This window comes from Pseudomonas sp. GW822-FHT04C11, from assembly GCF_058800905.1.
Genome location: NZ_JBXAMS010000006.1, coordinates 271081 through 284485, shown reverse-complemented (window position 1 = coordinate 284485; position 13405 = coordinate 271081). Strand labels below are relative to the sequence as shown.

14 protein-coding genes are annotated in these 13405 nt (G+C 59.8%); 8 read left to right on the top strand and 6 right to left on the bottom strand.

What is annotated here, in order from left to right:
- The first annotated feature begins 96 nt into the window (after positions 1–96).
- The 6 genes from hemA (at position 97) to AC1RJ3_RS12825 (ending at position 5463) form a co-directional block, all read left to right on the top strand.
- Positions 97–1386, top strand: a complete 1290-nt coding sequence (gene hemA / locus AC1RJ3_RS12850; protein WP_054595621.1) for a glutamyl-tRNA reductase — start codon at positions 97–99, stop codon at positions 1384–1386.
- Positions 1383–2465, top strand: a complete 1083-nt coding sequence (prfA, locus tag AC1RJ3_RS12845) for a peptide chain release factor 1 (protein ID WP_054595622.1) — start codon at positions 1383–1385, stop codon at positions 2463–2465. The genes hemA and prfA overlap by 4 nt, the downstream gene beginning before the upstream one ends.
- Positions 2466–3296: a peptide chain release factor N(5)-glutamine methyltransferase gene (gene prmC / locus AC1RJ3_RS12840; protein ID WP_493079224.1), complete on the top strand. Its 831-nt coding sequence runs from the start codon at positions 2466–2468 to the stop codon at positions 3294–3296.
- The gene (locus tag AC1RJ3_RS12835) at positions 3290–4045 is read left to right on the top strand and encodes a molybdopterin-synthase adenylyltransferase MoeB (protein ID WP_493079223.1); all 756 of its coding nucleotides are present in this window, start codon (positions 3290–3292) and stop codon (positions 4043–4045) included. The genes prmC and AC1RJ3_RS12835 overlap by 7 nt, the downstream gene beginning before the upstream one ends.
- Positions 4038–4829 carry a glutamate racemase gene (gene murI / locus AC1RJ3_RS12830; RefSeq protein WP_347928908.1) on the top strand — a complete coding sequence of 264 codons (792 nt, stop codon included), beginning with the start codon at positions 4038–4040 and terminating at the stop codon, positions 4827–4829. Before AC1RJ3_RS12835 ends, murI begins: the two co-directional genes overlap by 8 nt.
- Positions 4830–4944: 115 nt before the next feature.
- On the top strand, positions 4945–5463 hold the full coding sequence (locus AC1RJ3_RS12825) for an acyloxyacyl hydrolase (RefSeq protein ID WP_493079222.1): 519 nt from the start codon (positions 4945–4947) through the stop codon (positions 5461–5463).
- Positions 5464–5514: 51 nt separating this feature from the next.
- On the opposite strand, the gene AC1RJ3_RS12820 is transcribed toward AC1RJ3_RS12825, so the two are convergent.
- From AC1RJ3_RS12820 to AC1RJ3_RS12795, 6 genes are all read right to left on the bottom strand, one after another.
- Positions 5515–5820 carry a YkgJ family cysteine cluster protein gene (locus tag AC1RJ3_RS12820; RefSeq protein ID WP_054595627.1) on the bottom strand — a complete coding sequence of 102 codons (306 nt, stop codon included), beginning with the start codon at positions 5818–5820 and terminating at the stop codon, positions 5515–5517.
- A 54-nt stretch (positions 5821–5874) separates the two neighbouring features.
- A complete protein-coding gene (locus tag AC1RJ3_RS12815) occupies positions 5875–6699 on the bottom strand; it encodes an SDR family NAD(P)-dependent oxidoreductase (protein ID WP_493079241.1) in 825 nt (274 codons plus the stop codon).
- Positions 6700–6712: 13 nt separating this feature from the next.
- On the bottom strand, positions 6713–8158 hold the full coding sequence (phrB, locus tag AC1RJ3_RS12810; RefSeq protein WP_493079240.1) for a deoxyribodipyrimidine photo-lyase: 1446 nt from the start codon (positions 8156–8158) through the stop codon (positions 6713–6715).
- 21 nt (positions 8159–8179) lie between these two features.
- Entirely contained in the window at positions 8180–9124 is a 945-nt protein-coding gene (locus tag AC1RJ3_RS12805) for a MerR family transcriptional regulator (protein WP_054595629.1), read from the bottom strand.
- Positions 9125–10087, bottom strand: a complete 963-nt coding sequence (locus tag AC1RJ3_RS12800) for a YbgA family protein (protein WP_103318440.1) — start codon at positions 10085–10087, stop codon at positions 9125–9127.
- Positions 10088–10246: 159 nt separating this feature from the next.
- Positions 10247–11233 carry an NAD(P)/FAD-dependent oxidoreductase gene (locus AC1RJ3_RS12795; protein ID WP_054595631.1) on the bottom strand — a complete coding sequence of 329 codons (987 nt, stop codon included), beginning with the start codon at positions 11231–11233 and terminating at the stop codon, positions 10247–10249.
- A 196-nt stretch (positions 11234–11429) separates the two neighbouring features.
- Between AC1RJ3_RS12795 and AC1RJ3_RS12790 the strand changes: the two genes are divergently transcribed.
- Together AC1RJ3_RS12790 and hemH are read left to right on the top strand one after the other, a co-directional pair.
- Positions 11430–12332 (top strand): TIGR01777 family oxidoreductase, encoded by a 903-nt coding sequence (locus AC1RJ3_RS12790; protein ID WP_493079221.1) that lies wholly within the window; start codon positions 11430–11432, stop codon positions 12330–12332.
- A gap of 13 nt (positions 12333–12345) precedes the next feature.
- Positions 12346–13368, top strand: a complete 1023-nt coding sequence (hemH, locus tag AC1RJ3_RS12785) for a ferrochelatase (RefSeq protein WP_054595633.1) — start codon at positions 12346–12348, stop codon at positions 13366–13368.
- Positions 13369–13405 lie beyond the last annotated feature (37 nt).

Genomic DNA, 13405 nt, shown 5'->3' with positions numbered 1-13405 from the left:
TAGAGGCAAGGTATCAGGACAATAGTCGGCAATGGTTGTTCTGAGTCAGGCGAAGTAGGACAATTGTCGGCTTCTCGACATCATCAGCGATCTTGAATGGCCTTCCTTGCACTCGGTATTAACCACAAGACTGCTTCCGTAGACGTCCGCGAGCGCGTGGCTTTTACCCCGGAACAGCTGGTTGAGGCCTTGCAGCAGCTCTGCCGACTCACCGACAGCCGCGAAGCTGCGATCCTCTCCACCTGCAATCGCAGTGAACTCTATATAGAACAGGATCAGCTTTCTGCCGATACCGTGTTGCGCTGGTTGGCCGATTATCACCATTTGAGCCTCGAAGAGCTGCGTGCCAGCGCTTATGTGCACGAAGATGATGCGGCAGTTCGTCACATGATGCGTGTCGCTTCCGGGCTCGACTCGCTGGTGTTGGGCGAGCCACAGATTCTCGGCCAGATGAAATCGGCCTATGCCGTGGCCCGCGAGGCTGGAACCATTGGTCCGCTGCTTGGGCGTTTGTTCCAGGCCACGTTCAATGCGGCGAAACAGGTGCGAACCGATACCGCCATCGGTGAAAACCCGGTGTCCGTGGCGTTTGCCGCGGTCAGCCTGGCGAAACAGATTTTCAGCGATTTGCAGCGCAGCCAGGCATTGCTGATCGGCGCTGGCGAGACCATTACCCTGGTCGCCCGCCACTTGCATGAGCTGGGCGTGAAGCGGATTGTGGTCGCCAACCGGACCCTGGAGCGCGCCAGCATCCTGGCTGAGCAGTTTGGCGCCCACGCGGTGCTACTCTCGGACATCCCGGCAGAACTGGTGCGCAGTGATATCGTCATCAGCTCAACCGCCAGCCAGTTGCCGATTCTTGGCAAAGGCGCGGTAGAAAGTGCCTTGAAACTGCGCAAACATAAACCGATCTTCATGGTTGATATCGCTGTACCACGGGATATCGAACCGGAAGTCGGCGAGTTGGACGACGTTTACCTCTATAGCGTCGACGATCTCCACGAAGTGGTCGCTGAAAACCTCAAGAGCCGTCAGGGTGCTGCCCAGGCGGCGGAAGAGATGGTTTCCATCGGCGCCGATGACTTCATGGTTCGTCTGCGTGAACTGGCAGCGGTGGATGTGCTCAAGGCCTATCGTCAACAGAGCGAACGCCTGCGTGATGAAGAATTGCAAAAGGCCCAGCGTCTGCTTGCCAACGGCAGCAGCGCTGAAGACGTGCTGGTGCAACTGGCTCGTGGCCTGACCAACAAACTGTTGCATGCCCCCAGCGTGCAGTTGAAAAAGCTTACCGCCGAAGGCCGCCTCGATGCGCTGGCCATGGCCCAGGAACTCTTTGCCCTCGGTGAGGGCAACTCGGATAGCTCTTCGGATAAAAAACCGCAATGAAAGCGTCACTGCTCAATAAGCTGGACATCCTCCAGGACCGTTTCGAGGAACTGACCGCCTTGCTTGGCGATGGCGAAGTCATTTCCGATCAGAACAAATTCCGCACCTATTCCAAGGAATACGCGGAAGTTGAGCCGATTGTCGCCACCTATAAACAGCTGCTCAAGGTCCAGGGCGATCTCGAAGGTGCCCAGGCGCTGCTTAAGGACAGCGATCCGGACATGCGCGAAATGGCCGTCGAAGAAGTCCGCGAAGCCAAAGAGCAACTGATCGAACTTGAAGCCAGCCTGCAACGCATGCTGTTGCCCAAGGACCCGAACGACGGGCGCAACGTGTTCCTGGAAATTCGTGCCGGTACTGGCGGCGACGAAGCGGCGATCTTCTCCGGCGATCTGTTCCGCATGTATTCGCGTTACGCCGAACGGCGTGGCTGGCGGGTCGAGATTCTGTCGGAGAACATCGGCGAACACGGCGGCTTCAAGGAAGTTATCGCGCGGGTCGAAGGCGACAATGTCTACGGCAAGCTGAAGTTCGAATCCGGCGCGCACCGCGTGCAACGGGTTCCGGCCACCGAATCCCAGGGCCGTATCCACACCTCGGCGTGTACCGTGGCGGTATTGCCTGAGCCGGACGAACAGGAAGCGATCGAGATCAACCCGGCAGATTTGCGCGTCGATACCTATCGCTCCTCCGGCGCAGGCGGTCAGCACGTGAACAAGACCGACTCGGCGATCCGGATTACCCATTTGCCGTCGGGCATCGTGGTCGAGTGCCAGGAAGAACGGTCCCAGCACAAGAACCGGGCGCGGGCGATGTCCTGGCTCTCGGCTAAATTGAATGACCAGCAAACCAGCGCTGCGGCGAATGCCATCGCCAGCGAGCGCAAATTGCTGGTGGGCTCGGGCGACCGCTCCGAGCGAATCCGTACCTACAATTTCGCCCAGGGGCGGGTCACCGACCATCGGGTCAACCTGACGCTGTATTCCCTCGACGAAATCCTCGCGGGTGGCGTCGATGCCGTGATCGAGCCGTTATTGGCCGAATTCCAGGCAGATCAACTGGCAGCGATAGGTGAATAAATGACCATCATTGCCAGTTTGTTACGTGCAGCCGACCTGCCTGACTCGCCGACCGCGCGCCTGGATGCTGAATTGCTGCTGGCCGCGGCCCTGGGCAAGTCCCGCAGTTTTCTGCACACCTGGCCGGAGCGCATCGTTCCCAGCGAAGCCGCGCTGATCTTTGCCGAGTACCTGCAACGTCGCCGCGCCGGCGAGCCGGTGGCCTATATTCTCGGCCAGCAGGGCTTCTGGAAGCTGGACCTGGAAGTGGCGCCGCATACGCTGATCCCGCGTCCGGACACCGAGTTGCTGGTTGAAACTGCCCTGGAACTGTTGCCCGCGACACCGGCCAAGGTTCTCGATCTGGGCACCGGCAGCGGCGCGATTGCCCTGGCGTTGGCCAGCGAGCGTCCAGCCTGGCAAGTCACTGCAGTGGACCGGATCCTCGAGGCCGTGGCCCTGGCCGAGCGCAATCGCCAGCGTCTGCACTTGAACAACGTCACGGTGCTCAGCAGTCACTGGTTCAGTGCGCTGAAAGATCATCGTTACACGCTGATCATCAGCAACCCGCCTTATATCGCCTGCGCCGACCCGCACCTGGTGGTCGGTGACGTGCGTTTCGAGCCGGCCAGTGCGTTGGTGGCCGGCACCGACGGGCTCGATGACTTGCGTTTGATCATCGCCCAGGCGCCTGGCCACCTGGAGGCGGGCGGCTGGTTGATGCTCGAGCACGGTTATGATCAGGCCGATGCCGTGCGCGATTTGCTGCTGACCCAAGGTTTTGAAGAGGTCCACAGCCGCAAGGACCTCGGTGACCATGAACGTATCAGTCTGGGGCGTCTACCGTGCTGAATGATCAGGAGCTGTTGCGGTATAGCCGGCAGATTCTGTTGCAACACGTCGACATCGACGGCCAATTGCGACTCAAGCAAAGCCGCGTCTTGATCGTCGGCCTCGGCGGGCTTGGTGCGCCGGTCGCGCTGTACCTGGCGGCTGCCGGCGTCGGTGAGTTGCATCTGGCGGACTTCGATACGGTCGACCTGACCAACCTGCAACGGCAGATCATTCACGATACCGACAGCGTCGGGCTGAGCAAGGTCGACTCGGCGATCCGGCGTCTGACAGCGTTAAACCCCGAGATTCAACTGATCGCTCATCGCACCGCGCTGGACGAAGACTCGTTGGCCGCTGCGGTGTCGGCGGTCGATGTGGTGCTCGATTGCTCCGACAATTTTTCCACCCGCGAAGCGGTGAACGCGGCGTGTGTAGCGGCGCGAAAACCCTTGGTCAGCGGTGCGGCGATTCGCCTGGAAGGGCAGTTGTCGGTGTTCGACCCACGTCGCGCCGAAAGCCCGTGTTACCACTGCTTGTACGGGCACGGCAGCGAAGCCGAACTGACCTGCAGCGAGGCCGGCGTGCTCGGTCCGTTGGTGGGGTTGGTGGGTAGCCTGCAAGCGCTTGAGGCGCTGAAACTGTTGGTCGGGTTCGGTGAGCCGTTGGTGGGACGGTTATTATTAATCGATGCCTTGGGGGCGCGGTTCCGCGAGTTGCGGGTCAAGCGTGATCCAGGCTGCAGTGTTTGCGGGGGCAGGCATGCGTGAAGCGCCCATCGGCGTGTTCGATTCCGGGGTCGGCGGGTTGTCGGTGCTGGCCGAGATCCAGCAATTGTTGCCCAATGAATCGCTGTTGTATGTCGGCGATTGCGGGAACATTCCCTATGGCGAGAAATCTCCCGAGTTCATTCGCCAGCGTTGCAGCGTAGTCGCGGAGTTTTTTGTCCGGCAAGGTGCCAAGGCCTTGGTCGTGGCCTGCAACACGGCAACCGTGGCCGGTGTCGCGGATTTGCGTCGCGACTACCCGGACTGGCCCATCATCGGCATGGAGCCTGCGGTCAAGCCAGCTGCCGCGGCCACTCGCAGTGGCGTGGTCGGTGTGCTCGCCACTACCGGGACGTTGCAGAGCGCCAAGTTCGCGGCCTTGCTCGACCGTTTTGCTACCGATGTACGGGTCATCACTCAGCCGTGCCCAGGGTTGGTGGAACTGATCGAAGCCGGTGACCTGCACAGCCAGGAGCTGTGCCAGTTACTGGCCGGTTATCTCGAACCTCTGCTGGCGGGCGGGTGTGACACGATTATTCTCGGTTGCACGCACTATCCTTTCCTCAAGCCATTGCTCAAGCAAATGCTCCCCGCCGATATCAGCCTGATCGATACTGGCGCGGCGGTTGCCCGGCAAACCCAGCGCCTGCTGGCCGAGCGTGAGTTGCTCGCAGTAGGGCCACCTCGCGACGCGCAGTTCTGGACCAGTGCCAGCCCCGAGCACTTGAGAAATATCCTGCCGCTGCTCTGGCATAACGCCGGTGTTGTGCAAAGCTTCAGTCTGTAGAAAATCGATTGGGGAGCGCTTCACGTGGATGAATTTCTGTTGAAGCGTGGATTTTCATAGCACGACTGGCGAGCCATAAAAACCAAACATAATCGTTCAGAAAAGGATGTTTCTCATGAAGCGACTGTTCTGTTTAGCCGCGATCGCGGTCGCGTTGTTGGGGCACAGTTTTACCGCACAAGCCGCTGGCGTCGAGTTTGCGGTTGGCCAGACCAGCGGTTCGACCCAGACTTATCGCCTGGGCCTGCAATGGGATTGGGACAAAAGCTGGTGGCAGACTGATGTCGGGCGCGTGACGGGCTACTGGAGCGGTGCGTACACCTATTGGAATGGTGACAAGACTGTAAGCAATCACAGCCTGTCGTTCTCTCCGGTGTTCGTTTATGAGTTTTCCGGGCAAACCGTCAAACCTTATCTGGAGGCCGGCATCGGCGTTGCGGTATTCGCTCACGACGAAGTGGACGATCGCCGGTTGGGCGAGGCTTTTCAATTTGAGGATCGATTGGGGTTCGGCCTGCGGTTTGCTGGCGGGCATGAAATCGGGATTCGCGCGACGCATTACTCCAACGCCCATATCAACGTCACCAATGACGGTATAGAAAGCTACGCGTTGCATTACACGATGCCGCTGTAATGTGCCGACGCATGGTGGGTAATTGTGGTGAGGGGGCTGTGCAAATCAGGATCAGCGATACACCGTCGCAATCCCCTGGCGCTCGTCGATGCACTCCGGTGCGCCCATCTCGAACTCCCGGCAGATCAGCGGGCGCTTTTCGTAAATGGTGCACATCATGCTGTCGCGATCCAGCGCGGCGCACCAGCCGTCATCCAGGCGCAGCATGACTTCCCCGCCCCAATCGTCGGTGTCGATAAAACGCTCGGGCACGCCAGTGTCGGTGATCAGCATGACTTCGAGCTGGCAACAGCAGGCTGCGCAGGTCGAGCAGGTGACCGCCGGTTCGGCGATGGTCTTGATGGGGATCGTGTTCATAGGTGCGCAGTGTAAGGCAGCGCGCCGTAACTGTGTGAAAGGCCTGACGGACGCTCAACCGGATGGGGTTGTCGACAGGTGTTGGTCATGATCCGTTTGCGGCGTATCGATGCTTGGCGGCGCGCGCCTGACCATGCGTTTGCCGATCACTAATTTTGCGCGGTTGGACATTTTCGACAAAGGCCAGAGTGCAACCATCGACAGGGCCAGGAGGGGGATTTCCTGCGGGCGCTGCTTGAGGGTTTCGACGACGTGGCGTGCGGCGTTGTCGGCCGACCAGATTTGTGGCATTGGATAGTCGTTGTTCCCGCTCAGCAGGGGGGCGACGGAACCGGGGCTAACCAGGGTGATTTCAACACCTTCCGAGGCGGGGTCGATGCGCAGGGACTCAAACAGATACCGCAGCCCGGCTTTCGAGGCGCCATAAGCTTCGGTCCGAGGCAGGGCCAGATCAGTCACTGAGCTGGCGATACCCACCAGATGGGGGGCGATACCAGCGCGCAGCAGCGGCAGGGCGGCGTCGATGCAATAGCTGCTGGCGAGCAGGTTGGTGCGCACCACATGTTCGATGATCGAGGTGTCGAACTGCTGTGTGTCAACATATTCACAGGTGCCGGCATTGATAATCACGGTGTCCAGCGAGCCCCACTCCTGTTGGATCCGTTCGCCAATCTCGCGCACGGTCTGACTGCTGGTCAGATTGCCCGCCACCACCAGCACTTGCCCCGGATAGCGCTGGGCCAGGACTTTCAATGGTGCAATCGTGCGAGCACTGACCGCCAGGTGCATGCCGGACTTCAACAGTTCCTCGGCCAGTGCAGCACCAATGCCGTTGCCGGCTCCCGTCAGCCAATACCGTCGTGGCGTTGTATGACTCAATCCACTCTCCTTTTCAGTCATGTCTCGCTCCGAGATCCAGACGCGAAGGCAAATGTTTGAATGCCGCCAGTGCGCGCTCGCGTGACTGACCCAGATTGACGATTGGCAGTGGATAGTCGGCCACGCCAAACAGTCCGCCCATGGCCGCCGGATTGTGGATAGATTTGTTGTTCAGCCCCGCCAGTTCCGGCAGCCAGTGCTTGATGAACAGACCTTCAGCGTCGAATTTTTCCGACTGGCTCAGCGGGTTGAAAATCCGGAACCAGGGCGCCGAATCGGTGCCGGTGGAAGCGCTCCACTGCCAGCCGCCGTTGTTCGCGGCCAGATCGCCATCAATCAAATGGCGCATGAAAAAACGCTCACCTTCGCGCCAGTCGATCAGCAGGTTTTTTGTCAGGAACATCGCCACCAGCATCCGCAGACGGTTGTGCATCCAGCCGGTTTCCAGCAGTTGGCGCATGGCAGCATCGATGATCGGCAGCCCGGTGCGCGCCTCTTTCCAGGCCGCCAGCTCATCCGGAGCGTCGCGCCAGGCAAGGGCTTCGGTTTCCGGGCGAAAGGCGCGGTGCCGGGAGACCCGTGGATAGCCCACCAGAATGTGTTTGTAAAACTCGCGCCAGAGCAGTTCGTTGATCCAGGTGATGACGCCGACGCTGCCGCTTTCGAACTCGCCTTGATTGCTTTGCACGGCGGCGTGCAGGCACTGGCGTGGCGAAATCACCCCGGCTGCGAGGTACGCGGACAACTGGCTGGTACCGGGTTTAGCCGGGAAGTCGCGTTGGTCCTTGTAGTCATCAATCTGCCCTTGGGCGAAGTGCTCCAGACGCCGATGAGCTTCACCTTCACCGGCGGGCCAGAGCACGCGCAGATGTTCGCTTGGTGTGTCGAAGCCCTCGACCTGCAATGGAATCGGGTCACGGTTGATGGCCGTTGGCATCTGAACCCCGGGGGCGGCAATCAGGCGCGGTAATGCAACCTGCAGGCGGGTGTAGCAAGCTTTGCGGAATTGGCTGAAGACCTGGAAGTACGTACCGGTTTTGGTCAGCACGCTGCCGGGCTTGAGCAGCAATTGATCGAGGTAGCTGTAAAAGCCAATGCCCGCAGCGTCGAGAGTCTTGCTGACGGCTGCATCACGGCGACTTTCATTCACGCCGTATTCCTCGTTGACGTGAACCGCCTCGACGTTCAGCTCTGTGCATAACTGGCCAAGCACCTGCGGCGCATCATCCCAGCGTGCGGCAGTACGGATCAGCAAGGGAATGTTCAGCTCGCCGAGGGCGTGGCTCAACTCGAGCAGGTTACGCAGCCAGAAATCCACTTTGCACGGTGCATCATCGTGGGCATGCCATTGCTGCGGGCTCAACAAATACACCGCCACGCATGGACCACGAGCTGCGGCGGCCGAGAGGGCAGTGTTGTCATGCAGACGCAAGTCGCTGCGCAGCCAGATCAATTGCAGGGAAGTTTTGCCTACAAGCATTTAAATGAGCCCACGCTGAACCAGTGCCTGATGGGCCGACAACGGATCTTCGGCCAGAAATAAATCGGCTATTTCAGAGGTTTTGGCGGACAACTCGGCGTGGTGGATGCACACCGCAGGGCCGGCCATGAGTTTTGGGCCGTCGACATTGGTCAGAAGTTTCAATAAATGTTTGAGATCGATTGTTTTACTGGAATACAGCAGCACGCCACGCGCTTGCAGATGCTCGACCGCCAGTGCCAATTCGCCGGCTGGCAACGGCCAGTCGAACACTTCCACGGGGCAATCGGCGCTGCTGATCAGCCAGGCGATGAGCCACAGATGCGGCTCCAGGGGTAAGTCGGAGTGATTGATCAGCAGCAACGGCGCGCCGCGCAACTGACGGTTGTTGTGGTAGACCCTCGCACCGAACTTGCTGCGCAACCAGGAATAAAAGAACGCCCGCTCCATCTGCGCGCCAAACTGACCTTGCCAGCGCTGCTCGAGTTCGGCCAGCAGCGGCATCAGCAGTTGCTCGCACAAGGTGCGCGGTGGATACAACGACATGGCCTGATTGAGCGTCTCATCGAGCTGGCGCTCAGCGAGTTGTCCGATCGCCTGCATCAGCTTGAGGCGCAGGACGTGCCAGTCATTTGTGACCGGTTCACGCAATGCTGCTGGCGTATCCAGCAGCTGTTTGATCTGGCTGACGGCCACGCCGCGATTGAGCCAGGTGAGAATGTCATGGATCCGCTGCACATGTTCGACCGAGAACAGTCGGTGTCCCTTGGACGTACGCAGCGGCACGATCAGGCCATAGCGACGTTCCCAGGCGCGCAGGGTAACGGCGTTGACGCCGGTGATTCGTGCAACTTCGCGAATCGGCAGCCAATCGTTCTCCGGGGGCTGTTGATCGCCGGTGGCTGGGCTGTCGTCATGGGGATGAATGTCAGGTTCGGTTTTCATTTAAATCGCATTTCGCAAGCTGAGATTTTCCGGGTGCGGTTGCAGGTACGCCTGCTGCATAACGTACGGATCGGGATGATGGCGCAAGTGATGCTTGAGCAATGTCAGCGGTACCACCAAGGGCACGATGCCGTGGCGGTACTGACCGATCACATGCTGCACTTCCTGTTTGTCTTCGGCGCTGATGACCTGTTTGAGATAGCCGCTGAGGTGTTGCAGCACATTGGTGTGGGTGCCGCGGGTGGCACATTTTTTCAGTGCCGCCATCAGCTCGCTGAAATAGCGCGGGCCGAGTTCATCGGGATCGGTCTGGCCCATATCACCCAGGAGCTTGCCCAAGGCTTGGTATTGCAGTGGGTTATGGGCCATCAACAGGTATTTGTAGCGTGCGTGAAAGTCGGTCAGGCCATTGCGACTCAAGCCGTTTTGCAGGAGCTCCTGCCAGGCTGAGTAGGCAAATACCCGGGTCAGGAAATTCTCGCGTAGTACGGGATCGTTCAGTCGACCGTCTTCTTCCACCGGCAGGTCCGGGTGTCGGGCACAAAACGCTTGAGCGTAGATGCCGCGTGCACCGCCGTCGTGCGGGCTGCCGTTGGCGTGGTAAACCTTGACTCGCTCCAGGCCACAGGACGGTGATTTTTGCATGAAGATATAGCCGCAAATATCGCCCAGCGCGCCGGCCATTTGCTGGCCGTAGTTCGTCAGCGCCTGAGTGACATCCAGTTCGTGGTGAACCGTACCGACGGCGCGAGGTTGCTGCGGATTGCCGACCAGTCGAATCGGTTCGCGGGGAACCCCCAGGCCGATGGCGACCTCCGGGCACACTGCAATGAACTCGAAATAATCCGTGAGGGTTCGACTGCACAGCGGAGAGGCTTTATGCCCGCCGTTGTAACGTACCTCGGCGCCCATCAGGCAGGCACTGACAGCGATTTTCGGTTTGCTTGCTGAGTCGCTGGGCATGGAGGCACCTCGGATCTATACCTGTACAGGCTGTTCGCGCTGTACAACACGGTTTGATCATAGATCCAAGGGTGTACAAGTCAAATTGTTTGTACAAGTTTTACCGGCTCCCTCTTCCTGTGGGATTCATCGTGCAATGTCTGCGCGGGTTGACGCGTTTCACTGCAAGTGTGCGTGCAGGCGGCGAGCTGCTTCCTGGCCGCTCATCCAGGCGCCTTCGACCCGCCCTGACAGGCACCAGTCGCCACACACGTACAAGCCCAGGTCGGCATCGGCCAATACGCCCCATTCATGGCTGCTGGACGGACGGGCGTAGAGCCAGCGATGGGCAAGGCTGAAGACCGGCGCAGGCATGGAATCGTGCAGCAACTCGGCGAAGGCGCCGTGCAGTTGCTCGATCACTGCCTCTTTAGACAGGTCGATATGTTGTCGGCTCCAGTTGCTGTTGGCGTGCAATACCCAGGTGTCGAGGGTAGTGTCGCGCCCCGGTTTGCTACGGTTACGCGCCAGCCAGTCGAGTGGGCTGTCCTGTACAAAGCAGCCTTCCATCGGCGTATCCAGCGGCGTGTCGAAGGCCAGCGCAATGGCCCAGGTCGGGTCCATTTTTACCCCGGCGGCGACCCCGGCGAGTTTCGGCGCGGAGGCCAGCAGGGCAGTGGCTTGCGGCGCAGGCGTAGCGATGACGACATGGCTGAAGGGGCCGTGGGTGAAGCCTTCGGCATCCTGCAAATGCCAATGTTCTTCGCCACGATAGACCTCGGTAATCCGGCAAGCGAAATGCGCTTCCGTATCGCCGATCAGCGCGCGGGTGATGGCGCTCATGCGTGGGGTGCCGACCCAGCGGGTCTGTTCATCCGGTGATGGGCTGAGCTGGCCACCCTGATAGTGGTAGAGCTGCGGCGTCCATTCGGCGACCCAGCCATTGGCTTGCCAGCGCTGGACTTCAATGACAAAGCGGCGATCACGGGCGGTGAAATATTGTGCGCCCATGTCCAGTGCGCCGGCGTCGCTGCGTTTGCTCGACATGCGACCGCCGCTGCCACGGCTTTTATCGAACAATTGAACGACGTACCCGGCCTCTTGCAAGGCTTGGGCTGCCGAGAGTCCGGCGATGCCGGTGCCGATGATTGCGATGGGTACAGTCATAGAGGCCTCGTTTACCTTTCTGTACAGGCTACGCTGCAGGTTAAACCTATACAACATTGTTTTCTGGTATAACTTTCAGCGTTCTCGTTCTGGCAGGTTGGCCTATTGTTAAACACAGAACCTGCCAGATCCGAAACATCCCTGCTTATAAAAATAGACTAGTGATCAGGGTAAAACGCCACGCGAGGAAGATGTCATGCACATATTGCTGACCGGCGGTACTGGTTTGATAGGACGTCAACTCTGCCGACACTGGTTGAGCCAGGGCCATAGCCTGACGGTGTGGAGTCGCAGGCCCGAACAAGTCGCCAAATTGTGCGGCACGCAGGTACGTGGCGTCAGGCGTCTGGAAGACATTGGCCAACGTCCGGTGGATGCGGTGATCAATCTCGCGGGTGCACCGATTGCTGATCGCTTGTGGACTCATCGACGCAAGGCGCTGCTCTGGAACAGTCGAATCAGGCTTACCGAAACCCTGTTGGCCTGGCTTGAAAGCCTCGAGCAGAAACCGCAGTTGTTGATTTCGGGCTCCGCAGTCGGCTGGTACGGCGATGGCGGTGAGCGTGAGCTGACCGAGAAATCGCCGCCGGTCAGCGAAGACTTCGCCAGCCAGTTGTGCATTGCCTGGGAGGAGACCGCACAGCGCGCCGAGACGCTGGGGATTCGGGTAGTGCTGGTGCGTACCGGGTTGGTGCTGTCGGCGGAGGGCGGCTTTTTGTCGCGGCTGTTATTGCCGTTCAAATTGGGGCTGGGCGGGCCGATCGGTAATGGTCGGCAGTGGATGCCCTGGATTCACATCGACGATCAAATCGCCCTGATTGATTTTCTTTTGCATCAGAAAGACGCCAGCGGTCCTTATAATGCGTGCGCGCCAAAACCGGTGCGCAATCGCGAGTTCGCCAAGACCCTCGCCGGCGTTTTGCACCGGCCGGCGTTCATGCCGATGCCGTCATTTGTGCTGAAGGTCGGTCTTGGCGAGTTGTCACTGTTGCTGCTGGGTGGTCAGCGGGCGACGCCGGCGCGCCTGCTGGCGGCGGGTTTCACATTCCGCTTCACTGATTTGCGTGCGGCCCTGGACGACGTGTCCAGCCGCCTTTGAAATAGGACGTTGCATGACCGATCACGCGTTGCTCCTGGTCAATTTGGGTTCGCCCGCTTCCACACAGGTGGCGGACGTGCGCAGCTACCTCAATCAATTTCTGATGGACCCTTACGTCATTGACCTGCCATGGCCGGTGCGACGTTTGCTGGTCTCGCTGATTCTGATCAAGCGCCCTGAGCAATCGGCTCACGCCTATGCCTCGATCTGGTGGGACGAAGGTTCGCCGCTGGTGGTGCTCAGTCGCCGTTTGCAGCAAGCGATGACCGCGCAGTGGACCCAAGGGCCGGTCGAGTTGGCCATGCGTTACGGCGAGCCGTCGATTGAGTCGGTGTTGACCCGCATGGCTGCTCAAGGGATCAAAAAAGTCACCCTCGCACCGCTTTATCCGCAGTTCGCCGACAGCACCGTGACCACGGTGATTGAAGAGGCCAAGCGGGTGGTGCGCGAGAAAAAACTGAATGTGCAGTTCTCGATTCTCCAGCCGTTCTACGATCAACCGGAATACCTCGATGCGCTGGTGGCCAGTGCCAGGCCGTACCTGGAGCAGGATTACGATCATCTGCTGCTGAGCTTCCATGGTTTGCCGGAGCGGCACCTGAAGAAGCTCAACCCGGGCCATAGCTTTGAGGGCGACGGTGATTGCTGTGCCGGCGCGCCGCCGGAAGTGGTTGCAACCTGTTATCGCGGTCAGTGCCTGCGTACCGCGGCAGCATTTGCCGAGCGCTTGGGCTTGCCGGACGGCAAATGGTCGGTGTCGTTCCAGTCACGGCTGGGTCGCGCCAAATGGATCGAACCCTACACCGAAGCGCGTCTTGACGCGTTGGCCAAGCAAGGTGTGAAGAAGATTCTGGTGATGTGCCCGGCGTTTGTGGCCGACTGCATCGAAACCCTGGAAGAGATCGGTGACCGTGGGCTCGAGCAGTTCCGCGAGGCGGGCGGCGAGGAGTTGGTGCTGGTGCCGTGTCTCAATGATGACCCGCAGTGGGCGCAGGCGTTGAACATCTTGTGTGAAAGAGCGCCGCTGGCGTTGTAGGCGAACGGTAATGTGGCGAGGGAGCTTGCTCCCGCTC

Excerpts from the sequence above, each read along its gene's own strand:
- murI (WP_347928908.1), top strand. The coding sequence starts at position 4,038 with ATGCGTGAAGCGCCCATCGGCGTGTTCGATTCCGGGGTCGGCGGGTTG.
- hemH (WP_054595633.1), top strand. The coding sequence starts at position 12,346 with ATGACCGATCACGCGTTGCTCCTGGTCAATTTGGGTTCGCCCGCTTCC.
- AC1RJ3_RS12820 (WP_054595627.1), bottom strand. The coding sequence starts at position 5,820 with ATGAACACGATCCCCATCAAGACCATCGCCGAACCGGCGGTCACCTGC.
- AC1RJ3_RS12825 (WP_493079222.1), top strand. The coding sequence starts at position 4,945 with ATGAAGCGACTGTTCTGTTTAGCCGCGATCGCGGTCGCGTTGTTGGGG.
- AC1RJ3_RS12790 (WP_493079221.1), top strand. The coding sequence starts at position 11,430 with ATGCACATATTGCTGACCGGCGGTACTGGTTTGATAGGACGTCAACTC.
- hemA (WP_054595621.1), top strand. The coding sequence starts at position 97 with ATGGCCTTCCTTGCACTCGGTATTAACCACAAGACTGCTTCCGTAGAC.
- AC1RJ3_RS12805 (WP_054595629.1), bottom strand. The coding sequence starts at position 9,124 with ATGAAAACCGAACCTGACATTCATCCCCATGACGACAGCCCAGCCACC.
- AC1RJ3_RS12800 (WP_103318440.1), bottom strand. The coding sequence starts at position 10,087 with ATGCCCAGCGACTCAGCAAGCAAACCGAAAATCGCTGTCAGTGCCTGC.
- prfA (WP_054595622.1), top strand. The coding sequence starts at position 1,383 with ATGAAAGCGTCACTGCTCAATAAGCTGGACATCCTCCAGGACCGTTTC.
- prmC (WP_493079224.1), top strand. The coding sequence starts at position 2,466 with ATGACCATCATTGCCAGTTTGTTACGTGCAGCCGACCTGCCTGACTCG.
- AC1RJ3_RS12795 (WP_054595631.1), bottom strand. The coding sequence starts at position 11,233 with ATGACTGTACCCATCGCAATCATCGGCACCGGCATCGCCGGACTCTCG.